22 protein-coding genes are annotated in these 22856 nt (G+C 73.3%); 7 read left to right on the top strand and 15 right to left on the bottom strand.

Annotated elements, in window-relative coordinates; translation table 11 throughout:
- Positions 1 to 122: 122 nt before the first annotated feature.
- The 3 genes from ACZ6B1_RS29140 to ACZ6B1_RS29130 form a co-directional block, all read right to left on the bottom strand.
- Positions 123 to 929: an inositol monophosphatase family protein gene (locus ACZ6B1_RS29140; protein WP_468783169.1), complete on the bottom strand. Its 807-nt coding sequence runs from the start codon at positions 927 to 929 to the stop codon at positions 123 to 125.
- A 65-nt stretch (positions 930 to 994) separates the two neighbouring features.
- Complete coding sequence (locus ACZ6B1_RS29135; RefSeq protein WP_468783168.1) at positions 995 to 2170, bottom strand: FAD-dependent oxidoreductase; 1176 nt, start codon at positions 2168 to 2170, stop codon at positions 995 to 997.
- Between the two features lie 120 nt (positions 2171 to 2290).
- Entirely contained in the window at positions 2291 to 3379 is a 1089-nt protein-coding gene (locus tag ACZ6B1_RS29130) for a GNAT family N-acetyltransferase (RefSeq protein ID WP_468783167.1), read from the bottom strand.
- 423 nt (positions 3380 to 3802) lie between these two features.
- Between ACZ6B1_RS29130 and ACZ6B1_RS29125 the strand changes: the two genes are divergently transcribed.
- The 3 genes from ACZ6B1_RS29125 to ACZ6B1_RS29115 all read left to right on the top strand — a co-directional run bounded on the left by ACZ6B1_RS29125 (position 3803) and on the right by ACZ6B1_RS29115 (position 6229).
- A complete protein-coding gene (locus ACZ6B1_RS29125) occupies positions 3803 to 4231 on the top strand; it encodes a PaaI family thioesterase (protein ID WP_468783166.1) in 429 nt (142 codons plus the stop codon).
- A gap of 175 nt (positions 4232 to 4406) precedes the next feature.
- The gene (locus ACZ6B1_RS29120) at positions 4407 to 5624 is read left to right on the top strand and encodes a chitinase (protein WP_468783165.1); all 1218 of its coding nucleotides are present in this window, start codon (positions 4407 to 4409) and stop codon (positions 5622 to 5624) included.
- Positions 5625 to 5773: 149 nt separating this feature from the next.
- The gene (locus tag ACZ6B1_RS29115; RefSeq protein ID WP_468783164.1) at positions 5774 to 6229 is read left to right on the top strand and encodes a hypothetical protein; all 456 of its coding nucleotides are present in this window, start codon (positions 5774 to 5776) and stop codon (positions 6227 to 6229) included.
- 87 nt (positions 6230 to 6316) lie between these two features.
- Here the strand turns inward: ACZ6B1_RS29115 and ACZ6B1_RS29110 are convergent, their stop codons facing one another.
- Positions 6317 to 9691, bottom strand: a complete 3375-nt coding sequence (locus ACZ6B1_RS29110; protein WP_468783163.1) for a pyruvate carboxylase — start codon at positions 9689 to 9691, stop codon at positions 6317 to 6319.
- 337 nt (positions 9692 to 10028) lie between these two features.
- Here ACZ6B1_RS29110 and ACZ6B1_RS29105 point away from each other — a divergent pair, with 337 nt between their 5' ends.
- Entirely contained in the window at positions 10029 to 11018 is a 990-nt protein-coding gene (locus ACZ6B1_RS29105) for an aldo/keto reductase (protein ID WP_468783162.1), read from the top strand.
- Between the two features lie 27 nt (positions 11019 to 11045).
- Here the strand turns inward: ACZ6B1_RS29105 and ACZ6B1_RS29100 are convergent, their stop codons facing one another.
- The gene (locus ACZ6B1_RS29100) at positions 11046 to 11429 is read right to left on the bottom strand and encodes a DUF6343 family protein (protein WP_468783161.1); all 384 of its coding nucleotides are present in this window, start codon (positions 11427 to 11429) and stop codon (positions 11046 to 11048) included.
- Between the two features lie 410 nt (positions 11430 to 11839).
- Here ACZ6B1_RS29100 and ACZ6B1_RS29095 point away from each other — a divergent pair, with 410 nt between their 5' ends.
- Positions 11840 to 13087 carry an MFS transporter gene (locus ACZ6B1_RS29095; RefSeq protein ID WP_468783490.1) on the top strand — a complete coding sequence of 416 codons (1248 nt, stop codon included), beginning with the start codon at positions 11840 to 11842 and terminating at the stop codon, positions 13085 to 13087.
- A 22-nt stretch (positions 13088 to 13109) separates the two neighbouring features.
- On the opposite strand, the gene ACZ6B1_RS29090 is transcribed toward ACZ6B1_RS29095, so the two are convergent.
- The 8 genes from ACZ6B1_RS29090 to ACZ6B1_RS29055 form a co-directional block, all read right to left on the bottom strand.
- Positions 13110 to 13850: a metallophosphoesterase family protein gene (locus ACZ6B1_RS29090; protein ID WP_468783160.1), complete on the bottom strand. Its 741-nt coding sequence runs from the start codon at positions 13848 to 13850 to the stop codon at positions 13110 to 13112.
- Complete coding sequence (locus tag ACZ6B1_RS29085; RefSeq protein ID WP_468783159.1) at positions 13847 to 14134, bottom strand: BON domain-containing protein; 288 nt, start codon at positions 14132 to 14134, stop codon at positions 13847 to 13849. The genes ACZ6B1_RS29090 and ACZ6B1_RS29085 overlap by 4 nt, the downstream gene beginning before the upstream one ends.
- Positions 14131 to 14817: a hypothetical protein gene (locus ACZ6B1_RS29080; protein WP_468783158.1), complete on the bottom strand. Its 687-nt coding sequence runs from the start codon at positions 14815 to 14817 to the stop codon at positions 14131 to 14133. Before ACZ6B1_RS29080 ends, ACZ6B1_RS29085 begins: the two co-directional genes overlap by 4 nt.
- A gap of 167 nt (positions 14818 to 14984) precedes the next feature.
- Positions 14985 to 15482, bottom strand: a complete 498-nt coding sequence (locus ACZ6B1_RS29075; protein ID WP_468783157.1) for a hypothetical protein — start codon at positions 15480 to 15482, stop codon at positions 14985 to 14987.
- 125 nt (positions 15483 to 15607) lie between these two features.
- Positions 15608 to 15913, bottom strand: coding sequence for an acylphosphatase (locus ACZ6B1_RS29070; protein ID WP_468783156.1), 306 nt, complete (start codon positions 15911 to 15913; stop codon positions 15608 to 15610).
- Positions 15910 to 16251 (bottom strand): hypothetical protein, encoded by a 342-nt coding sequence (locus ACZ6B1_RS29065; protein ID WP_468783155.1) that lies wholly within the window; start codon positions 16249 to 16251, stop codon positions 15910 to 15912. The genes ACZ6B1_RS29070 and ACZ6B1_RS29065 overlap by 4 nt, the downstream gene beginning before the upstream one ends.
- A 34-nt stretch (positions 16252 to 16285) precedes the next feature.
- The gene (locus ACZ6B1_RS29060) at positions 16286 to 18415 is read right to left on the bottom strand and encodes an acetoacetate decarboxylase family protein (RefSeq protein ID WP_468783154.1); all 2130 of its coding nucleotides are present in this window, start codon (positions 18413 to 18415) and stop codon (positions 16286 to 16288) included.
- 210 nt (positions 18416 to 18625) lie between these two features.
- Positions 18626 to 19084 (bottom strand): flavodoxin family protein, encoded by a 459-nt coding sequence (locus tag ACZ6B1_RS29055; RefSeq protein WP_468783153.1) that lies wholly within the window; start codon positions 19082 to 19084, stop codon positions 18626 to 18628.
- 123 nt (positions 19085 to 19207) lie between these two features.
- Between ACZ6B1_RS29055 and ACZ6B1_RS29050 the strand changes: the two genes are divergently transcribed.
- Positions 19208 to 19849 (top strand): class I SAM-dependent methyltransferase, encoded by a 642-nt coding sequence (locus tag ACZ6B1_RS29050; protein ID WP_468783152.1) that lies wholly within the window; start codon positions 19208 to 19210, stop codon positions 19847 to 19849.
- A 15-nt stretch (positions 19850 to 19864) separates the two neighbouring features.
- Here ACZ6B1_RS29050 and ACZ6B1_RS29045 read toward each other — a convergent pair whose 3' ends face one another.
- Positions 19865 to 21190: a lipase family protein gene (locus ACZ6B1_RS29045; protein ID WP_468783151.1), complete on the bottom strand. Its 1326-nt coding sequence runs from the start codon at positions 21188 to 21190 to the stop codon at positions 19865 to 19867.
- Between the two features lie 202 nt (positions 21191 to 21392).
- Between ACZ6B1_RS29045 and ACZ6B1_RS29040 the strand changes: the two genes are divergently transcribed.
- Complete coding sequence (locus ACZ6B1_RS29040; protein ID WP_468783150.1) at positions 21393 to 22082, top strand: lipoprotein; 690 nt, start codon at positions 21393 to 21395, stop codon at positions 22080 to 22082.
- Positions 22083 to 22108: 26 nt separating this feature from the next.
- Here ACZ6B1_RS29040 and ACZ6B1_RS29035 read toward each other — a convergent pair whose 3' ends face one another.
- A complete protein-coding gene (locus tag ACZ6B1_RS29035) occupies positions 22109 to 22741 on the bottom strand; it encodes a GNAT family N-acetyltransferase (protein ID WP_468783149.1) in 633 nt (210 codons plus the stop codon).
- Between the last annotated feature and the right edge of the window lie 115 nt (positions 22742 to 22856).

Here is a 22856-nt window from a genome sequence, read left to right as displayed (position 1 = left end):
AGGAAACTGACCCCATGGCTTAGTTCATGTTTTGATTTAAGTGATGAGCCAAGCGGGCGGCAAGCCTTCGGAAGTCAAAACCTGAAATACGCGCGACCTGGCGTGCCCGCGCGCCAACTCCGCTACGGTGTCTGGTTCTTGACCAACTCCAGCAGCGCGGCGTGGGTTTCGTCGTCGGCGGCCGCGATCAGGCCGCCGGCGCCGGTGTGCAGCGGCTGACCCTGGATGCCGGTCACCGTGCAGCCGGCGGCCCGGCACAGGGCGATCCCGGCGGCGAAGTGCACACTGTCGCGCAGGTCGCCGTCCGTGACGTACGCGGCCCTGCGGCCGGCGGCCACCCAGGCGACCGCGAGGGTGGTGGAGACCACCCGGGGCCGGAACCGCCGGCCGAAGCCGGGGTCGGCCAGCAGCCGGACCGCCTGGAAGCCGGGTGCGTTGGGGAACGGCGGGTCGAGGTTGACGTCCACCAGCCGGGACTCCGGCGAGGGCGCCACCTCCTCGTCCAGACCGTCGCGGTGGACCCGGGTGCGGTGTCCGTCGGTCCAGAACACCTCGCCGCCGAACGGGTCGGCCGTCGCGGCCGCGGTGATCCCGTCGCCTTCCCGCAGGGCCACGTTCACCCCCACCAGCATGTTCCGCACGGCGTAGTTGAGGGTGCCGCACAGCGGGTCGACCAGCCAGCGGCGCCGGGTGTCCGCGGCACCGCTGCTGCCGCTCTCCTCGCCCGTGACAGCGTCGCCGGGCCGGGCGGCGCGCAGGACGTCGAGGATAATCTTCTCGGCCGCGAGGTCGGCCGCCGTCGCGAAGTCACCGGCCGACTTCTCGATGCGGTCGAGCCGCCCGCCGTACATCTCGCGGACCACGGCGGCTCCCGCCTGTGCCGCCGTACGGGCGAGGCGGGCGTCCGAGGCCGGGCCGATCATCTCCATGCGGGCAGGATAGCCCGCGCTCCCACCGGCCGAACTTCCGCTTTCGCCGGTCCGGTTGCGCCCGCTCAGCGCTCCGTGGGGGGAACGTCGTCGAGCGGGGTCTCCCAGTCCAGCAGGCGGTTCAGCGTGTCGTCCTCGCGGGGTGCGCCGGGAGCCGCGGCCCCGTCGCGCGCCGGGGTGTGGGTACCGCGCGAGATGGCGCCACTGACGGTGATGTTGTGCTCGGCACGCGGGCGGCGGTGGCGCTCGTACACGGTGAAGGCGGTCCGCCAGTCCGGAAGGTCGCGCAGTGCCTTGGCGAGGACGACGGCGTCCTCCATGGCCATGGAGGCGCCCTGGCCGGTGGCCGGCGAGGCCGCGTGCGCCGCGTCGCCGAGGAGCAGGACGCGGCCCGCGTGCCAGGGGGTGCCCAGCGGCATCTCGGTGGCATCGGTGGCCATGACGGTCTCGCCGCAGGCCGCGACGATGTCCCCGGCGGGCGTGGCGTCCTCGCGCAGCAGCGGCAGCAGCTCGCCGCGCAGACCGGCGGGTGTGGGGCCGGCCGTGTCACCGGCAGGCCGGGGGTCGCGGTTGACCCGGGCGAACCAGTACGTCTCCCCGGCCGGCGAGACCGCGTACCCGAACGCGGCTCCGCTGCCGCGCACCATGGTGATGACGCCGGTCACCCCCGGCGCGGGTGCCGCGTCCGTGTAGCCGTAGTACACGCGCTGGCCCGCGTACCGGGGCCGGGCGGCGGGCGCCACGACCAGCCGGCGCACGGCCGAGTTCAGGCCGTCGGCGCCGATCAGCAGGTCTCCGGTGGCGCTGGTGCCGTCGGAGAAGCGCGCGGTCACACTGTCGGTGCCGTCGTCCACGGACACCAGCCGGGCACCGTGGCGCAGGGGCGTGCCGCGCCGGACCGCCTCGGCCTGCAGCGCCGCGTTCAGCTCGCCGCGGCGCAGGCAGCGGTAGCGCAGCGTGGGGTCGTCGGCACCGGCGAGCGGTGCGCGCGCCACCTCGCCGCCCTCGCTGTCGAGCAGGCGCAGGGAAGTCAGCGGAAAACCGACGGCGGTGACGGCGTCCGTGGCGTCGATCTGGCCCAGGGCGCGCATGCCGCCCGCCGCGAGGGTCAGAAAGGCGCCGATGTCCTCGGCGGTGTCGGGGTGCGCCTCGAAGACGGCGACCTCGTGCCCGGCCCTGCGCAGGCCCAGCGCGGCCGCCGTGCCCGCGATGCCGCCGCCGATCACCAGAATGCGTGCCACCGGTACCACCCACCGCTTCCGTCCGTGTGCCCCGACGGGTGGCAGAGCTACGCCATGGACGGCGGGGCGGGCAAACCGGCACGCCCGCATTCGGTCGCTTCCGGCACGGGGCGGAGGGCCTCAGGGGCGTGGGCCGAGGGTGCGCAGTTCTCCCACCGTTCTCAGCAGCCGGTCGGCGGGCTCGCGCAGCCGGGGATGGGCGAGGACCGTGTTCCGCAGGCCGCGTACCGGCCGGCGCCACAGGCGCCGCGCGGCGGCCACCGGGTGCCGGCGCGCCGCGAAGCCCTCCCCCACCCGCAGTTCCCGGGTCTTGAGCCAGTCCTTGTACTCCTTGTCGCCGCGCCCCAGGTCGACAAGGGTCACCCCGTGCCGGGCGGCCGCCTCCGCGGTCCGCAGGTGCATCATCAACCCGGGTGAGTAGTAGTGCAGTTCGGGGTCGTAGGCGGTGAACCAGGCGGCCAGGACGGTGCTTGAGCGCGGGCCGAAGTGGGCGGCGACAGGGCGGTCGCCGGCGTAGAGGACGGAGAGCACTCCGGTGAAGTGCTCCTCGCGGACGTGGAAGAGGTGGTCGACCAGGTCGACGATCCAGGGCCGCGAGAAGCGGTCCATGCGCCCGGTGCGGCGGTACTGGGCGGACTTCCAGCGCATGAGGGTGCGCAGGACCCGTGGATCGCGCTCGTCGAACTCGAACCGCACCGCGCCGATGTCCCGCCCCAGCCGGCGCTCCTTCTTCAGGGTGGTCTTGGCCAGCCCCGGGTAGGCCCCGCGCAGCCACTCGGCGTACGGGCCGTCGCCGGGCTTCACGTCGATCACCGGAGAGGCGAAGGTTCCCGTGACGTGCGGGGCGAACGGCCGCTGTTCCTGGACGAGATGGTCGAACTCGAGGATGCTGAGCCCGCAGGCGCGCAGCAGGTCTCGGGGGTCCCAGGTGATTCCGGGCCGGTGCACGAGGGCCTGGCAGTCGGACAGTCCGAGCCCGATGGCCCGGCCGGTGCCGAACGGGCCGCGCTCGTACGGGAGGAATCCGACGGGCTGTCCGCCCTCCCGCAGTACCGCGACCCGCGCGCCGCGACGGTGTCGGCCGACAGCGACGGTGAACTCCGGTGCCAGGAAGGGGTTCGCGTACTCGGGTGACTCGTCCATCGCCCGGTGCCAGGCCCCGCGCAGCGCGGAGGTCAGGTCCCCGGGTCTGTGGATGGTGATGTCCACCTCAGCTCGACCGCCCTTCGGCCCGCTCCGCCGGTGGCCCGCCGGGACGGCCCGGGGCCGGTGAGGTGTGTGGATCATGGCTCATGGATCGCATGGGCGACCGCTCCCCCCATGACGCGCCTGGCGCGTCCTGCCATTTGCTGCTGCCGTGTGCGGATCTCCGCCGTGCGCCGATGCTCAAAGTTCGCGAAACCGTACGCACCCTGTCAAGGGTGCCCCAGGCGACGGACGATCCGCCATGGGTGTGCGGAATCGAGCACGAGTCGGGACGGACGGCGCGAAACCCGCCCCGGGCGGCCGCCCGGGCGGCAGGGGGGCCGGCTGGCGTGATGACGACCATGATCCCGGCCCGAGCCGGTCACCGCTGGCACACTGCCTGATCGACGTGCGGAGCAGCACGGCACCCATGAGAGGCGGTACCCCATGTCCCTGTCCGAGCCGGCCGCTCCCCGGCCCGCCGACCTGCTGGCCGCCATGCCGTTCGCGGCCGGCCTGGGCATCGAGCTGCACGAGGCCACGGCCGAACGCACGGCCGGCAGGCTGGCCTGGTCCCCGGAGGTCTGCACGGCCGGCGGCGCGCTGCACGGCGGGGCACTCATGGCGCTGGCGGACAGCGTCGGCGCCGTGTGCGCCCACCTGAACCTGCCGGCCGGGGCCACCGGCACCTCGACGGTGGAGTCCAAGACCAACTTCCTGCGGGCGGTCACCGCCGGGCACGTCCACGCCACGGCCCGCCCGCTGCATCTCGGCGGCACCCTCCTGGTGGTGCAGACCGATCTGCGGGACGACCGGGACCGGCTGGTCGGCCAGACTACGCAGACCCAGATCGTGCTGCGGAAGAGCGGGGCCTGAGCTCGGCCGGCCACGGCCGGGCACCGGACCCCGCGCCTTGAGTAAAGAATTCGTCTGGTCTAGTCCAAAGACCTCTTTGGACTAGACCAACTCATTGACGTGACCGCGACAGCTCCCGGAGGCTGGGGCGACTCCCCGCTGGGCAACTCCCACCCCCACCCCCTGGAGGCACGCAGTGAGACCTCTTCGCGCATGTCTGGGTGCGGCGGCCGCCGTCGGACTGGCCGCCGCGGGCACCACCGCCCTCGTCACCACCAGCGCCTCGGGCGCCACCACCGCGCTGAGCGACCGGTGGTACGCCGCGGCCCCCTATCTGATGCCGCTGCACAACGACCCGCCGGACGCGGCCGCCATCATGGACGCCACCGGTCTCAAGGCGTTCCAGCTCGCCTTCGTGCTCGCCCCGAACGGCGGCGGCTGCTCCCCCACCTGGGGCGGGACCTCCCCCGTCTCCTCCGACACGGCCGTCCAGTCGGTCATCGGCGGCATCCGCGCCAAGGGCGGCGACGTCTCCGTATCCATCGGCGGCTACGGCGGCACCAAGCTCGGCCAGGCGTGCGCGGACCCGGCCGCCACGGCCGCGGCCTATCAGCAGGTGATCACCAAGTACGGCCTGCACGCCATCGACTTCGACCTGGAGGAGCCGGAGTACGAGAACAGCGCCGCGATCAGGAACGAGATCGGCGCCGCGAAGATCCTCCAGCAGAACAACCCGGGACTGTACGTCTCCGTGACCACCGCCGGCACGGCGGACGGCACCGGCTGGTTCGGCAAGCAGATGCTGCTGGAGGCCAAATCGCAGGGGTTCACCCCGAACAACTTCTCCATCATGCCGTTCGACGGCGGCTTCAACGGGGCCGCGAGCCAGACCACGGCGCTGACCAACTTCAACTCGATCCTCCAGTCGACCTTCGGCTGGGACCAGGCGACCGCCTACGCCCACGAGGGCTTCTCCGGCATGAACGGCCGCAGCGACACCGGCGAGTACTTCACGCAGGCCGACTTCCAGACCGTGCTGGACTACGCCACCGGTCACCACATGGACCGCTTCACCTTCTGGTCCCTGAACCGCGACCGCCAGTGCACACCGGCCGACAACGGCGGCCGTACGTCGGGCACTTGCTCGAGCGTCGCGCAGAACTCCTGGGACTTCGCGAAGTACTCGGTGAAGTTCGCGGGCGTCACACCGCCCACCACGACGCCCACCCCGACCCCGACCCCCACGCCGTCCCCGGGTACCTCCTGCAAGGCCGCCTGGAACTCGACGGCGGTGTACACCAAGGACAACGAGGTCTCGTACGGCAAGCACAACTGGAAGGCCAAGTGGTGGACCCAGAACGAGGTGCCCGGCGCCTCGGAGTGGGGTCCCTGGCAGGACGAGGGCGTGTGCTGACGCGCTTGACGTGTTCGGTCCAAACCTGACGCCGAACGACCGTCCGTCCCGCGGACACGCGGCGCGACCTGCGCGATTGGTACATCCGGGCGTACGGTCGTAGCGTCGATGTGCACGCGGTCGGACACGGAACGGCAGTGGGAGCGGCCATGCGCGGATCATTCGTGGGAACGGCAGTCACGCTCGCGGCGGGAGTCATGCTCACGGCGGCCATGACGACGGCCTCCGCGAGTCCGCCGGACACGTCGGCCACGCAGGCCGGGTCGTCACAGCCGGTGCTGGTCGACTGCTCCTTCAAGCTCAATGTCCGCCCGGCCGACTACATCCTGGCCTGCGGCGACGGCAACAGTCGCCTGATGGGCCTGAACTGGACCAAGTGGGGCTCCCAGGCGGCCGTGGCCGAGGGGCTGAACGCGGTCAACGACTGCAAGCCGTACTGCGCGGCCGGCAAGTTCCACTCGTACCGGGTGACGGTGCGGCTGGACAGCCCGGCCCCGTGGAAGAAGCACCCGGGCGTCGATCGGTTCACCCGGATCACCCTCACCTACGAGGGCGCCCGGCCCGAGGGCTTCGACCAGGTCGTGAGCTACCCGCTCCCGAACTGACCGGCACCTCCCGACCGGCACCGAGCCGGTTCGTACGCCCGTTCGCCGCGGCCGGAGACAACCGGCCGCGGCGGACGGGCGCTGCCGTCAGGCGATCTCCACCAGCAGGTCGCCGCCCTCCACCTGCTGGATCCGGTTGATGGCCAGCCGGGACACCCGGCCCGCCTTCGGGGCGGTGATCGTCGCCTCCATCTTCATCGCCTCGATGGTGGCCACGGTGGCACCGGCTGCCACCTCGTCACCCTCGGTCACGGCGAGCGTCACCACACCGGCGAACGGCGCCGCCACGTGTCCCGGGTTGCCCCGGTCCGCCTTCTCCGTCACCGGGACGTCCGAGGCCGCCGCCCGGTCCCGCACCTGGATGGGCCGCAGCTGGCCGTTGAGCGAGGACATCACGGTGCGCATACCGCGCTCGTCGGCCTCACCCACCGCCTGCAGCTCGATCAGCAGCCGGACACCGGGCTCCAGGTCGACGGCGTACTCCTTGGCCGGGCGCAGCCCGTAGAAGAAGGCCTTGCTGTCCAGCACGCTGGTGTCGCCGAAGCTCTGGCGGTGCGTGTCGAACTCGCGGGTCGGGCCGGGGAACAGCAGCCGGTTGAGGGTCGCGCGGCGGTCCTTGGCCAGGCCGTCGCGGTCCTCGGCGGACAGCTCGGGGGCCGGCCTGGCCTCCGCCCGGCCCTTCAGGGCCTTGGTGCGGAAGGGCTCGGGCCAGCCGCCGGGCGGGGTGCCCAGCTCGCCGCGCAGGAAGCCGATCACCGAGTCCGGGATGTCGAACCGGTCCGGGGTCGCCTCGAAGTCCTCCGGCGAGACCCCGGCGCCGACCAGGTGCAGCGCGAGGTCGCCGACCACCTTGGACGACGGGGTCACCTTGACCAGCCGGCCGAGGATCCGGTCGGCGGCCGCGTACATCGCCTCGATGTCCTCGAAGCGGTCGCCGAGGCCGAGGGCGACGGCCTGGGTGCGCAGGTTGGACAGCTGCCCGCCGGGGATCTCGTGGTGGTAGACCCGCCCGGTCGGGGAGGCGAGACCCGCCTCGAACGGGGCGTAGATCTTGCGCACGCCCTCCCAGTACGGCTCCAGGTCGCCGACCGCCCCCAGGTCGAGGCCGGTGGGCCGCTCCGAGTGGTCGGTGGCGGCGACGAGCGCCGACAGCGAGGGCTGCGAGGTCGTACCGGCCATCGAGGCCACCGCGCCGTCGACCGCGTCGGCGCCCGCCTGGATCGCGGCCAGGTAGGTGGCGAGCTGGCCGCCCGCCGTGTCGTGCGTGTGCAGGTGCACGGGCAGGTCGAACTCGCGGCGCAGCGCGGTGACGAGCTTCGCGGCGGCCGGGGCGCGCAGCAGTCCGGCCATGTCCTTGATCGCCAGGACGTGGGCGCCGGCCTCGACGATCTGCTCGGCGAGCCGCAGGTAGTAGTCGAGGGTGTAGAGCCGCTCCGCGGGATCGTTGAGGTCGGCGGTGTAGCAGAGGGCGACCTCCGCGACGGCGGTGCCGGTCTCGCGCACGGCCTCGATGGCGGGCCGCATCTGGCCCACGTCGTTCAGGGCGTCGAAGATGCGGAAGATGTCGATGCCGGTGGCGGCGGCCTCCTGCACGAAGGCGTCGGTCACCTCGGTCGGGTACGGGGTGTAGCCGACGGTGTTGCGGCCGCGCAGCAGCATCTGCAGGCAGATGTTGGGCACGGCCTCCCGCAGGGCGGCCAGCCGCTCCCAGGGGTCCTCGGCCAGGAAGCGCAGCGCGACGTCGTACGTGGCGCCGCCCCAGCACTCCAGGGACAGCAGCTGCGGGAGGGTGCGGGCGACCACCGGGGCGACCGCGAGGAGATCCTTGGTGCGCACCCGGGTGGCCAGCAGCGACTGGTGGGCGTCGCGGAAGGTGGTGTCGGTGACCCCGATGGTCGGCGACTCGCGCAGATGCCGGGCGAAGCCCTCGGGACCGAGATCGACCAGCCGCTGCCGGGAGCCGGCCGCGGGCTCACCGGCCGGGAGCGAGGGCAGCTTGGTGACCGGGTCGAGCAGCTCGGGCCGCTCGCCGTGCGGCTTGTTGACGGTGACGTCGGCGAGGTAGGTGAGCAGCTTGGTGCCGCGGTCGGCGGAGTGCCGGGAGGTCAGCAGGTGGGGGCGCTGCTCGATGAAGGAGGTGGTGACCCGGCCTGCCTGGAAGTCGGGGTCGTCCAGGACCGCCTGCAGGAACGGGATGTTGGTGGCCACACCGCGGATGCGGAACTCGGCCACGGCACGCCGGGCGCGTCCCACGGCGGCCTGGAAGTCCCGGCCCCGGCAGGTGAGTTTGACCAGCATCGAGTCGAAGTGGGCGCTGATCTCCGTACCCGCGTGGGTGGTTCCGCCGTCCAGGCGGATGCCGGAGCCGCCCGGGGAGCGGTAGGCGCTGATCCGGCCGGTGTCCGGGCGGAAGCCGTTGGCCGGGTCCTCGGTGGTGATGCGGCACTGCAGGGCGGCACCGCGCAGGGTGACGGTGTCCTGGGAGAGCCCGAGGTCGGCGAGGGTCTGGCCGGAGGCGATGCGCAGCTGGGCCTGGACCAGGTCGACGTCGGTGACCTCCTCGGTGACCGTGTGCTCGACCTGGATGCGCGGGTTCATCTCGATGAAGACGTGGTTGCCGTCGCGGTCGAGCAGGAACTCCACGGTGCCCGCGTTGCGGTAGCCGATCTCGCGGGCGAAGCGCACCGCGTCGGCGCAGATCCGCTCCCGCAGTGCGGGGTCGAGGTTGGGCGCGGGCGCCAGTTCGATGACCTTCTGGTGGCGGCGCTGGAGCGAGCAGTCGCGTTCGAAGAGGTGGATGACGTTGCCCTCGCCGTCGGCGAGGATCTGCACCTCGATGTGGCGCGGGTCCACGACGGCCTTCTCCAGGAAGACGGTCGGGTCGCCGAACGCGGACGCGGCCTCGCGAGAGGCGGCCTCGATGGACTCGCGCAGCTGGGCGGGGTCCTCCACCCGGCGCATACCGCGCCCGCCACCGCCGGCGACCGCCTTGACGAACACCGGGAAGCCGATCGCCTCGGCGGCCCGCACCAGTTCGTCCACGTCGTTGGAGGGCGCGGAGGAGCCGAGCACGGGTACGCCGGCGGCGCGCGCTGCTGCGACCGCGCGGGCCTTGTTGCCGGTCAACTCGAGCGTCTGCGCGTCCGGGCCGACGAAGGTGATACCCGCCTCCTCGCAGGCGCGGGCCAGTTCGGGGTTCTCGGACAGGAATCCGTACCCGGGGTAGACGGCGTCCGCGCCCGCCCGGCGGGCCGCGCCCACGATCTCCTCGACGGAGAGGTAGGCCCGCACGGGATGCCCCGGTTCCCCGATCTCGTAAGCCTCGTCGGCTTTCAGCCGGTGCAGTGAGTTGCGGTCCTCGTGCGGGAACACGGCGACCGTGCGCGCACCGAGTTCGTAGCCCGCGCGGAACGCGCGAATCGCGATCTCTCCACGGTTGGCGACCAGCACCTTGCGGAACATCCTGGATTCCCTTCAGCTGCCTGGCGGCGACAAACACCATGGTGTCAGCCATGCCCTGCCGTACGTCGCGGCAACATTAGGGGGTACCCGCACATGTCGAAGTGCGAAAAGCGTCACATTGACGCTTGCGGGGTTCCGCCCAGGGCCGTTCGGGGCCGGGTTGACTTCGAGCGCGCTCCAGCTCGTAGCGTCACCGGCGTCCCCGCACACCGGGCCCGCGCCGCCGGGCCCGCCGCACGGGATGCCGGCTGGCCGGATCCGTCGCTAGATGGATGAGGGGCCCCCGGGCGTACGGAACGCATCACCATCGATGGGCACGGAAAGGCTGGGACAGCACATGCGACAGCGCAGTCTGCGGGATCTCCAGGTATCGGCCATCGGCCTCGGCTGCATGGGAATGTCCGCCTTCTACGGCACCGCCGACCAGGACGAGGGCATCGCGACCATCCGCCGCGCCCTCGAGCTGGGCGTCGACTTCCTCGACACCGCGCAGATGTACGGGCCGCTGACCAACGAGTCCCTGGTCGGGGAGGCGATCAGGGGGCACCGGGACGAGTACGTGATCGCCACGAAGTTCAACTACCGGATGGACGACGCGGTGCCGGGCGACATCAGCACGGTGGGCCGGCAGGACGGCTCCGCCGAGCATGTGCGCAGCTCGGTCCACGGCTCGCTGGAGCGCCTCGGCACGGATCACATCGACCTGTACTACCAGCACCGGGTCGATCCCCAGGTACCGATCGAGGAGACGGTGGGTGCCCTGGGGGAACTGGTCGCCGAGGGCAAGGTGCGGTACATCGGGCTCAGCGAGGCGAGCGCGGAGACCATCCGGCGGGCGAACGCCGTCCACCCCGTCACCGCCGTGCAGAGCGAGTACTCGCTGTGGACCAGGGACGTCGAGGCCGAGGTGCTGCCGGCCTGCCGTGAGCTGGGCATCGGCTTCGTGCCGTACTCGCCGCTCGGCCGCGGCTTCCTCGCCGGCCGCTTCTCCTCCCCCGACGAGCTGGACGAGAACGACTGGCGTCGCAGCAGCCCCCGGTTCACCGACGCCCACATCGAGGCGAACCAGCGGCTGGCGGCCAAGGTCAAGGAGATCGCCGCGGAGAAGGACGTGACCCCGGCCCAGCTCGCGATCGCCTGGGTGCTGGCCCAGGGCGAGGACCTGGTCCCGATCCCGGGCACCAAGCGGCGCACCTATCTGGAGCAGAACGCGGCCTCGGTGGACATCGAGCTGACCAAGGAGGAGCTCGCCCGTATCGACGCCGAGCTGCCGCAGGCGTCGGGCGAGCGCTACGACGAGGCCGGGATGCGGTCGGTCAACCGCTGAGGCGGTCAGGCCGACCGCCGGGACCTCTCATCGGGCGCCGGGACCTCTCGCGGGGCGCCGGGTCCTCTCGCCGGGCTCCCGCCGCAGACGGCGGGTCACGACGGCGAGGTCCAGCGCCGCCGCGAGCGCGAGCACCCCGCAGATCACGGCGAGGACGGTCAGCGCGCCGCTGCCGGGGCTGTCGCCCGGGCCCGAGCGCGCGGCCCAGACGGCGAGGACGGCGGTCGCCGCGGCGAAGAGCGGCACGAAGGCCGCGGAGAGCAGCAGCCGCAGCCGGAGGGGGCTGCGGGCGGTGACCGGTTCGGTGCCGGTACGGGACGAGCCGCGGCCGGGCGTCCCGAAGCCCGAGCGGGGCTCCGGCGCCGCCGCGCGCCGGGGACGGCCGCCCCTGGTCTGGTCGTTGTCACGCATGTCACACCTCCGGCGGCCGGTCCACGCGGTCCTGCCGCCCTCCGCGTAGCCCGCGCGGGCGCCGGGCAAACGCCCGCCGCACGGGGGCGTGACGCGGGCCTGTGAGGAAGCCCACCCAGGGCCCAAGTCCGCTGCAGGTGCCGGACTTTGGGGCTCCCCGCGCCGCTCCGGGAGGCGGGGCGGCGGCGGCTCGCCCGTCCTGTCTGCCACCATGGTCGGCGCCCTCCCGACCGGGCGGACCAGCCGTGCAGCGCAGCCGGTTCAGCCGTACCGCCGGTCGCTCTTCCGACTCCCCCGGATGTCGAGTAGCCGCCTTGTCCTCTCCCTCTGTCCTGCCCACGCCCGGAGCCACTCCCGCCGCGCGCCCGAGCGCCTCGCGTTCGCCGTGGCGGTCGCTGCGTCACCGCGGCATGCGCTGGTGGTCGGTCGCGAACCTCGTCTCCAACACCGGCACCTGGATGCAGCTCACCGTGCAGAACCTGCTGGTGCTGCAGATCACGGGGTCCGCCGCGGCGACCGGTCTGTCGATGTCGGTACAGGCGGCGCCCGCACTGTTCGTGAGCCTGCTGGGCGGCGCCGCCGTCGACCGCTGGCCCCGGAAGCTGACGGTCGCGGTCAGCCAGGCCCTGCTCGGCGCGGTCGCCCTCACCACCGCCCTGCTCGTGGCGCTGGACCGGATCGACATGACGTCGCTGCTGGTGCTGGCCGGGGTGACCGGTGTCATCGCCACCGTCGACGGACCCGCCTGCGCGCTGCTCGGCAACGATCTCGTGCCGGTGGAGGACGTGCCCTCCGCGATCGGCGTGGGCGCCCTCGTGCACAGCGCGGGCCGGCTGGCCGGTACGGGGCTGGCCGGAGTGACCGTCGGTTTCCTCGGCACGTCCGCCGCGTACGCCGCCAACGCGCTGTCGTTCCTGTTCGTCGCGGCGGTCGTGCCGTTCCTGCGCCCCGCGCACGGAACGGTCCGGGAGCGGGCGGCCACCGAGCGCCCCGTACCGGACAAGGCGGAAATGGGCATCAGGCAGGGCCTGGCCTTCTTCGCCCGCCGTCCCCGGCTGGTCGCGCTGGCCGCGGTCACCGGTCTCAGCTCGGTCTTCGGCCGCAACTACGGCCTCACCCTCGCCGTCCTGGTCACCGGGCCGCTCGCGGGCGGTGCCGGGGCTTTCGGCACGGTGTCCACGGTGCTGGCCGTCGGCGGCATCCTCGGCGCGGTCCTCGGCGCGCGGCTGCGCAGCCCCTCGGTGCGGACCGTGGGCGTGCTCGCGGCGGCCGGCGGGCTGCTCCAGGTCGCGGCGGGCCTTTCGCCTTCCCTGGCCGTGCTGCTGGTGCTGGTGCTGCCGATGGCCGTGGTGGAGTCGGTCTCCGACACCGCCGGCACCGCGGTGCTGCAGACCGACCCGCCGGCCGGTATGCGGGGCCGGGTGCTCGGCGTGTGGAGCAGTATCGGCACCGTCTGGGGCCTCGGCGGGCCGCCCGTCCTGGGTCTGCTGATGGAGTGGGCGGGAGTGAGGGGCGCCCTGGTCGCGGGCGGGCTGCTGATCGCCGGTGCGATCGGCGCGGGCCTGCTGCGCCGCCGGGTCGCGGTCCCCGCCGTGCTGAAGCTGCCCGCGAAGGACGGGGACGTCACGGGCCGCGAGGCCCTGGGCACGGCGGCCTGAGACCGCGCCGGCCGCCGCCCGCTCAGGCCGCCGCCGGCTCGCGCCCCGGCAGGTTGTAGACGTGGAACGCCTGCCCGATCACCGGCTGCGCCACGTTGCGGACCCGGACGCCCCCGCTGGTCATTCCGTGCTCGGTGCCCGCGTGGGCGTGCCCGTGCACGGCGAGGTCGGGGCAGGCGGTGTCGATCGCCTCGGCGAGGAGGTAGCTGCCGAGGAAGGGGTAGATCTCCGGCGGCTCCCCGGCCAGGGTGTCCGGCACGGGTGAGAAGTGGGTCAGGGCGATTCGTACGTCGCAGTTCCACTCGTCGAGCTGCTTCAGGGCGGCGAGCAGTCCGTCGGCGCGGCGGCGGCTGTAGCGGACGAACTCCTTCATGATCGGCTCGCCGAACTCCCCGGCGCAGCGTCCGACGAACCCCCCGCCGAAGCCCTTCGTCCCCGCGACTCCGATGCGTGCCCCGCCGTGGGTGACGACGGTGGCCTGGCCCTCCAGGACGTGCGCGCCGGCGTCCCGGAGGATCGCGGTGACCTCCTCGGGACGGTCGTCGTGGTGGTCGTGGTTGCCGAGCACGGCGACCACGGGGACGGCGAGGTCCTTGATCTCCCTGGCGACGACCAGCGCCTCCTCGGGCGTGCCGTGCCGGGTGAGGTCCCCGGCGAGCAGCAGGACGTCGGCGCACTCGGGCAGGGTTTCGAAGGCGGGGCGCAGCGTGCCCTGGCTGGCCGGCCCCATGTGGATGTCCCCCACGGCGGCGACGCGGATCATGTGAGGTCCTCCCCGTGATCGGGCGAGGAGGTCCCGGCGACGAGGATGTCGCAGTGGACGGGGTGCCCCGCCAGCACCTCGCGGGCCATGCCGAGGATCTCGTCCCGGCACTCGGTGGAGGGCACGGTGCCCGTCAGCAGTACGGAGTCACCGTGCGGGACCAGGCGTACGCCCAGTTCGCCGAGCGGTCCGGCGGCGATCCGTTCGGCCAGATGGGCGACGCGGTAGTCCAGGTTCTCGGCGGCCGGCGGGTCCGGCGGCCGGTGTGCGTCTCGGTCGGTCATGGCTGCCCCTTCGGGGGTGCGATCACGTTCAGCCGTTCGAGCAGGAAGAGGAAGGCGGCGGGCATGGGCTGGTCCCCGCAGGTCTGCCGCACCTCCTCCCAGTCGACCTTCTCGCGCACGGCGCGGGCCACCGGGAGAACCGCCCCGAAGTCGCAGTAGTGCTCCGAGAAGGCGCTGATCAGGCTGCGGATCAGATCGGTCGGGGACAGGACGGGCATGAGCACGGAATCGACCGGCAGGCAGGTCGACCGGGCGAGCATGTGCTTGGTGACGGGCTCGTGCGCGAGCTGGAAGATGATGTCGACGTCCTGCCCGCGGCAGGCCGTCTTCAGCAGCCAGTCCTCCGGCGGGGTGCGCACGGGAAGACCGGCCTCGCACAGGGTCGCGGCCACCGCGTCGGAGTCCTCGGGCAGCACGGCGAAGTCGGCGTCGTGCTGGAGGTCACGGCTCCCGCCGTGGGCGTAGACCGCCACGCTGCCCGCGAGGGCGAAGGGGTGTCCCTTCCTCTTCAGCAGGGCGCCGATCTGCTTGGCGGCCTCCAGGATCGCCTGGCTGCGGTCGTGTGGCAGGGGCTCCGTGACCGGTACGGCCGGTACCAGCGGCTCCGGCCCGTCGCCGGCGAGGTGGAGCCCGGTGGGCTCCGTCCGCCGGGCGGGGGTGATTCCCTCCCCGTTCTGCGTCATGGTCTCTCCATTCGGCGGCGCCCTGCGCTCCCGGGCGGCCGGGACGGCCCCCGGAGGGCACACCGGGTACCCGGACCGGTACGGCTCAGTCCTGGCCGGTCATCGCCGACGACCGCGCGGGCCCGCCCCGGGTGGGGCGGAGCGGGACCGCGGGCCCGATCGGGGGGTCAGTCCGCCGGCCTCAGACCGGTGATCTTCAGGCTCTTCAGATCGGACTGGACGTCGATCCTGGTGACCTGGGCGTCGCCGCCGTCGCTCCAGGTCAGCGTGACCCTGCTGGTGGAGTGGCCCATGCCGGAGCCGGTGTAGGCGACCTTCCACCTCACCGGCACGTTCTGCGCGAAGAGGACGCCGTCGGCGTGGTTCTTCTTCTCGTAGGCGCCGGCCTTCTTCTGGGCGGCGGCGGACAGGTAGAAGGCGCGCAGCGCCTTGGCGTTGGCGGCGGCCGCCGGGTCGTCGGCGGCCCAGACGGAGTCGATGTAGGCGCCGTAGAAGTCGGCCACGCGCTGGGTGGCGTTGCGCGGGTCGCCCTGGGCGGAGGACACGCCGGCGGCGCGGGTGTGGCTCGCGCCGGTACCGGCGAGGGCGGGCGTGACGGCGGCCAGGGTGAGGCCGGCCGTGACGGCGGCGGCGGTCAGAAGAGTCCTGCGACTGCGGACGGGCATCTTTCTCATTCCCCCGTTTTATTCGCGACCGGGCCGATCCCGGGCGTCGACGGACCGTAAGACCCCGATTCCCTTCCGCCGGTTCCCGTTCCCCATCCTCTCTTTTCCCGCTCTTTCCCGCGGGCCTATGCTCCGTAGGGGCCGTCGCCGGGCGCGGCGTCGGGCAGCACGCGGAAGCCGGACAGCCCCTCGGGCTCCTCGGCGGCGCCCGTGCAGCGCGTCACGGTGGCCGTCGGCGGGCCTTGAGCCGCCCAGCGCGCGAGGTGGGCAACGTCGTCGGGAGGCCCCTCGAACACGGCCTCCACGTCTCCGTCGTGCAGGTTGCGCACCCACCCGGCCACGCCCCGCTCCTCCGCGAGCCGACGGCAGGTGTCGCGGTAGAAGACGCCCTGGACGCGGCCGCTGACGCGCAGGTGCTGCCGGACCGTCATCCTCGCGCGCCCCTGTTCCCGCCCGCGTCCGTCCATGTCACGTCCCGGCCGGTGCGGGCCGGCGATCCGCCCCGTCCGGTGCCGGTGGCCCGCCGGTGTGCGAGCAATGCCCCGGCGGCGGTGCGCAGTCGCCGTGCCGACGCGCGGCAGGCGGCCGCCTGGCGTTCCAGGGCGGGGCGGCTCCATTCGGGGGCCGCGGCGCCGGTCAGTGCCTCGGCGGTGGCGAGCAGTCGCCGGGCGTAGCCGTCCAGCAGGTCGGCGTCGGCACGCAACGCGACAGCCCGGTCGAGGAGTCCGGCGGGTGACGGCATCGTGCGGGGCATCAGCTCGGTGACCACGAGGGCTCCCAACTCAGTGTTCGTTGCGTTCGGTTCAGCGCGGCAGGACGGCGCCGGCGCTGCGGTGGGCCGTGAACCGCGGGTTGTGCAGCACGAAGAGCGGACGGGCCGCGTCGATGCCGAGCCGGCGCAGCTGTCCGGCCATGGGTTCGGCCGCCGCGGTGTCCAGGCGCAGCCTCACCCGGGCGCCGGCGTGCAGCCGTGGCGCACCGTGCGCGCGGACCAGGGTGCGGACCGTGCTCCCGTCGCGCCGGCCGTACAGCACCCAGTCCGCCTCCGGGCAGCGCACACCGGGACCGAGGCGGCCGGCCACGACGAGTCCGGTCTCCATGGTGGCGAACCGGAGGTGATGCCCCGTGAGGTCGGCCACGGCCGAGCTGAGGGTGGCGGGCTGGCCCCAGATCTCCCGGGCGACGGACCGGGCCTCCTCGCTGCTGACGGCGAGGGAGAGGACGTGCCGTCCGGTACGGCGCAGGTCGGCGCGGCGCAGCAGATCGGCGGCGATGTCGTAAGGGCGCGGTCGCCACAGGTCGGCCACCGGCACGGTCAGGGCGACCTCCGTGTAGGGGCCGATGGTCGAGCAGCGGTGCTCGTACAGCGACAGCACCACCAGCGCCCGGCCGCCCAGCCGGCTCGGCACCGTCCGGGTGCCGGCGGGCAGCAGGCCGTGCGCGGCCTCGGCGTCGACGAGGTAGCACAGGTGGGCGGCGGAGGAGTCGTAGTAGCGCACCGGCATGTCCACCGGGCCGGTCGCGGTGGGGACGGAGGCGGTCGGCAGGGTGAGGAACGGGTGGCCCTCGGGCGGGTGGGCACGGTTTCGGAGCCGGTAGGCCCGGGTGCGCACGACCGGGCCCCGGTAAGGCGTGAGTGCTTCGTCGACGATCTCGCGGGCCTGGGGGACGACGGTCCGCAGATGTTCGATGTAGTCACGGACCGAGTGGCGCAGCGGGTACGGGCCGGCGGGTCCGGGGTAGTGGAGCTCGTACCCGTTGGGGTGCGCGTCGGGGGCGGGGCCGCCGTCCGGAGCGGGCACCATGTCGTGCTGGTCGGTGATGGCGGCGACCCAGGTGCGCGGGTCGGCGGTCCGCCGCCCGGCGGCCGGGGAGCCGACGGTTATGACGTGGGTGATCCGGTGGGCCCGGCAGAAGTCCGGGTCCCGGGCGAGGTTCAGCAGCGCGGTGCCGCCCTCGGCGTGTCCGATCAGGGCGAGTTCGGCGCCACGCGGTATGCCGTAGTCCGCGAGGGCGAGCCGGATCGAGCGGGTGTGGGGCGAGTCGGTCGCGAAGAGGTCGTGCCAGGCGTCCGCGAAGTCACGCGGGCCGTCGTCGCGGGGCCGGCCGGGCGAGGTGCCGGGGGCCTGGACGACGTAGCGGCCGACGCCGTCGGGTCCGCGCACGTTCTGCACCAGGATCCGCCCGTCGGTGGACAGCGCCCTGATGTTGCGCAGGAAGCCGAGGAAGGACCCCTCGGTGGCGATGGTCTGTCGCTCCCGGTCGGTGAGGTCGACGGCGTCGGCTGCGGCCTCGCCCTCGTCCCGGGCCTCGACCGGAGGCACGGGGCCGGCGGACGGCTGACCGTCCGGTGGTCCGGGTACGAGCGCCCAGCCGGCCCCCTCGCCGGCCCGGGCATCGCCCTCCAGCATCCGCCGTACGGCTATGAGTTCGGCCATCAGGGGGGTGAGGCCGGACAGGGCGCGCTGCGCTCCCGGGTCCCGGAACAGGGTGCGCAGGGAGCGTACGGCCGCCGGGTCGCGGTCGGTCGCGAGGGCGTCCGTGAGCAGCCGCATGCCCGGGTCCCGGGCGAACTCCGGGTGACCGGCCAGCACGGCGGCGACCCTCAGCCGCAGCGCGGTGACCGCCACCCACGCGGGCAGCCCTTCCCGCCCGGGCAGCCGTGCCGGGCTCTTCGGCGGGGTGACCGCCGGGCGCCCGAGGCCCCGCCCGCCGGTCAGGGCGCGCAGCAGCGCCCAGCGGACCGCGAGGGCGGTCCGGGGCCGGCGGTGCGCGGAGCCGGTGAGCCGGGGGTCGAGCAGCGCGGCGCCGGTCCGTGCGGACACCGCGCGGATGCCCCCGGCGACGTCCAGGACGTCCTGTGCGCACCGGCGGAGCAGTTCTCCGGCGTCCTGCTCGTCCGGATGTCCGGGGGCGTGGCCGTCCGCTCGCATCCGACGCTCCCTCGGCTCGACGACGTGCGTGCGCGACCGAGGCCGCGAAGGCCGGTCGCGGTCCCATCCTGGGCGAGGGACCCCACGCCCGCACCTCCACCTGCCGGGCGGCCCCCTCCCCACCAGGCGGAACGGAATACGGCGTGGTGGCCCGGGCACCCGAACGGCCCATCGGCGCACCGGGACGCCCGCACCGGTGCGCCGGCGTCGTCAGGCGTCGTCCATGAGCCCGGCGGCTACCGTGGCGCCCAGCTCCCAGCAGGCCTCGACGTCGGCCTTGCCGGGTGCGCCGGTGACGGTGACCGCATCGGCCGACCGGCGCCAGCCCAGGCCGGTGGTGACCGCCTCGACGGCGCGGACGGCACCCGTGACGTCGTTGCCGCCGTGCACGTAGTAGCCGAAGGGACGGCCCCTGGTCTCGTCCAGGCACGGATAGTAGATCTGGTCGAAGAAATGCTTCAGGGCACCGGACATGTAGCCGAGGTTGGCCGGAGTGCCGAGGAGGTAGCCGTCGGCCTCGAGGACGTCGGTGGCGGTGGCGGACAGCGCCGCCCGCCGTACGACGCGCACGCCCTCGATCTCCGGTGTGGTCGCGCCGGAGACGACGGCCTCGAACAGCGCCTGGCAGTTGGGCGAGGGGGTGTGATGCACGATCAGCAAGGTGGGCACGTCCCGAACCCTGCCCTGCCGGTGCCGTGCCCCGCAAACCGCGCCCGGCGCGCGGCGTTGTGGGGCGCGGGCCGGGAGTGCGACGATGCCCGGCACCCGCAGGGGACGACGGAGGGAGCCGTCTTGGCCGAGGACGATCACCGGGCGCCGGCAGCGGTGCTGTTCGACGCGCTGGGTCTCGACTACGAGAAGGCGTTCGCCGCCTCCGAGGCGCACCGCGACTCCCTGCGCTGGCTGCTGGACCGGCTGGAGCCGGGCAGCAGGGTGCTGGACGTGGGGAGCGGAACGGGACGGCCGACCGCGTGGACACTCAGCGACGCGGGGCACGAGGTGCTCGGCGTCGACGTCTCCCCGGTCATGGTCGACGTGGCCTCCCGGCAGGTGCCCGGGGCCGCCTTCCGGCTCGGCGACATCCGTGAACTGCCGCTCGACGAGGGCTCCTTCGACGCGGTGTGCGTGTACTTCTCGCTGCTGCAGATGTCCCGCGCCGAGCAGTCGGCCGTGGTGGCGCGGCTGGCGCGGGCGCTGCGGCCGGGTGGGTACGCCGTACTGGCCACCGTGCCCCTCGACCTGGAGGCCGTCGAGGGGCTGTTCATGGGGCGGCCGGTACGGGTGACCAGCTTCGCGGCCGGGGACTTCGGGGCGCTGGTGACCGGCGCGGGTCTGACGGTCCTGGCGGAGGAGCACGCCGTGTTCGCCCCGGCCCATCCCGGCGCCGTACCCGAGCCGCACCTGTTCCTGCACTGCCGGCGCGCGTCCGGCTGAGCGCGCCGGCCGCGGTCAGGGCCGGACGGGCAGCGACCAGCAGGTGGAGCTCGCCGGCCTGCCGGAGAGGCGGTCGGTCAGCCAGTCGATGGCGTCGCCCTGGTCGGTGATCAGGGGGGTGAAGTGGTTGATCAGGGAGCGGCCCAACGGGGGTACCACGACGGGCACATAGGTTACGTCGGCGCCCTTGCGGCACCAGTCGACGGCGAGCGTGCGGGCCTGCGCGTGCGGGACGAGGTCGTCGTTGACGCCGGTCGCCACCCGAACCGGGCCGGCCGGCTTCGTCCGGCCGATGCGCTGCCGGTCGAGGAAGTCCTGAAGGGCCGGCTCGGCCTTGATGACGTCGCTGATGGAGGAGCCGTCGGCCGTCCAGGCCGTGCTGTGCGCGGAGTTGTAGGAGAGGATCGCGTCTCCGACGCACATCGTCGACAGGTCGGCCAGGGCGGCCTTGCCCGCGGCGTTGAGGCGCTTGTCCGCGATCGGCCGCAGGGCCGGGTCGGTCTGCAGGAAGCCGTTCACGGCCCAGCCGAGGGCACCGGCCAGGTCGCTGCCGTCGATGGCCTTGGTGACGGCGGTCAGATCGGCGGGCGGCGCGCCCGAGTAGGTGCCGGCCAGGGTGATGTCCGGGGCGTAGGTCGGCTGGAGTTCGGCGGCGGCGGCCGTGGCGCCGCCGCCCTGGCTGTAGCCGTACAGCCCGACGGGCGAGGCGGCCGTCACGGAGGTGCCCGCCAGGTTCCGGGCGGCGCGTACGGCGTCCAGCACGGCGTGTCCGCCGTCGAGACGGTTGACGTAGGTGTGCAGCCGGTCGGTGGCGCCCAGGCCCGCGTAGTCGGTGACGACGACGGCGACGCCCTTGGCGAGCATCCGGTAGATCGCCAGGTCCTCGTAACCGACCGACAGTGTCTGCCCGTTGACGCCGAGCGGGTGTTCCAGGCCGAGCGAGGCGGCGCACTGGTCGCCCTGCCCCATGGTGCCGGGCGCCACGGCGACCAGGGGGCGCGGTCCGCCGTGTCTCCAGGCGGCGGCCGGCTCGATGTAGGCGCCGGTCACGGCGACCGGACTTCCGTTGGAATCCGTCGACTTGTACATCAGCCGGGTGGCCCGGCCCGGCAGGGGGCCGTCGAGGCCGGGCAGGCTGAGGGCGAGCGGGAGGTGCTCGCTGCGGACGAGGGTGCCGTCGACGGCGGGCAGGGCGGCGGGCGGGTCGTAGAAGGCGGGGATGGTGACGCCCCGGGACACGACGGTGTCCGAGGCCGTGGCGGGGAGTGCGGCGGCGGTCTGTGCGCCCAGGCAGGCGGCGACGGCGACGGCGAGCACCGGAAGACGGGTGTGTGCGGGCATGGCGGACCTCCCGAGTGGTGGGGCAGGGGGTACCGAAGCGGGTGGCACGGACCTTACTTTCGAGTAAGTTACCGGCGGTAGCCCGTGGAAGGTCACGGTTGGATAATGAGACGCCCCGTCAGCAAGGGCCCCGCGCCGATATTCCACGAGACGCCCCGAGCCCTCGGCTACAGTGTCCGGCCGGACCATTGGGGAGAAGACGGTGCAGGTCGAGGTGGGGATTGTGCGCGGCGGAGCAGTGGGCCTGACGGCCGGAACGGCACTCCTGGCGGCGGTACTGAGCGGGTGCGCCGAGTCGTCCGGAACGGACGCCAAGAGCCGGTCGGGTTCGTCGGCGAAGGCGGAGGCGACGACCGGGGCGGCGAGCGGAGGCACGATCGGCGCCGCCGGTTCCGCCTGCGAGCTGCCCGTCACCTTCGACATCGCCAAGCACTGGAAGGCCAAGGGCATCGACGCCGAGGCGGAGATGTCGAAGGGCTCGGGCAGCGGCCTGTCGGGCGACCTCGCCGATGCCCTCCTGCGCCAGGGGCCGGTCACCACCGCCTGCGAGATCGACGCCAAGCCGGCCGGCAACATCGGCTTCCTGCGCGTGTGGACCGGCAAGCCGGGCGACACGGACGCGCGCACCGCGCTGCGGGAGTTCGTGGCGGCCGAGGACAACGTCAGCGAGGAGAAGTACCACTCCTTCAAGACGGCCACCGGGGTGTCCGCAGTGGAGGTCGAGTACCTCTACACGAGCAAGCTCCTCGAGGAGACCAAGAAGGAGACCGCATTCGCGGTCGGCACGCCCGAAGGGCCGGTCGTGCTGCACCTCGGCGGCATGGACACCGAGGAGCACGAGGAGATGCGGCCCGCCTACGAACTCGCCAAGCGGACCTTGCGGGTTCGCTGACGGTCCGATGCGACCGGTGGCCCGGTTCAGCCGTCCCCCGTCGCCCGGCCCAGGTAGGTGAGCGGGCCGGGATCGCGGACCGGGATCTCGTGGAAGCCGAGACGGTCGTAGAAGGCGCGGGCGGCCGTGTTGGCCGTGACCATGCCGAGGTGGACGGCCGGAACGCCCTGCTGGTGCAGGGCGTCGAGCAGCGCGCCCATCAACTGGCGGCCGTGTCCGCGCCGCTGTCGTGCCGGCAGCAGGTCGATGTGCAAGTGGGCCGGATACGCGGCGAGTTCGGGGACGAGCATGCGCTCGGGGTGGTGCAGGAGGCCGATCATCTCGTCGATCGGCGTGCGCGGCGCCGCCGCCGGGACCGGGTAGCGGCCGGTCAGACGGGGTATCCAGGTCCGGCGGAAGTCCTTCACGAAGCGCTCGGTGTCCGCCGTCCCGACCACATAGCCCACGGCCCGGCCCGCGCCGTCGTTCAGCACGAAGGCGAGGTCCGGGTCGAAGTGACAGTAGGGCTCGGCGAAGATCTCCGGCAGGAGGCGAGGGTCGGGATACAGGTCCCGGGAATCGCCGCCGTTGTGCGCGGTGCGGACGCAGACGTCGGCCACCGCGTCACGGTCGGCAGGGCCGTAGAGGCGGACGAACGGGCTCGGGGCGTTGGTCGGCATGGAGACATCCTCACCCCTTTGGGAGCGCTCCCACAAGCCGTTCGGCAGCCTGGAGCGAGGGAACGGCGGCCGCACCCACAGGGGTGGGCCGCCGTTCCGTGGATCGGGCTCCGGG

The organism is Streptomyces sp. NPDC041129, assembly GCF_055592265.1.
Note: the sequence above shows the minus strand (reverse complement) of the source record. Positions and strands in the feature narration are given on the sequence as shown.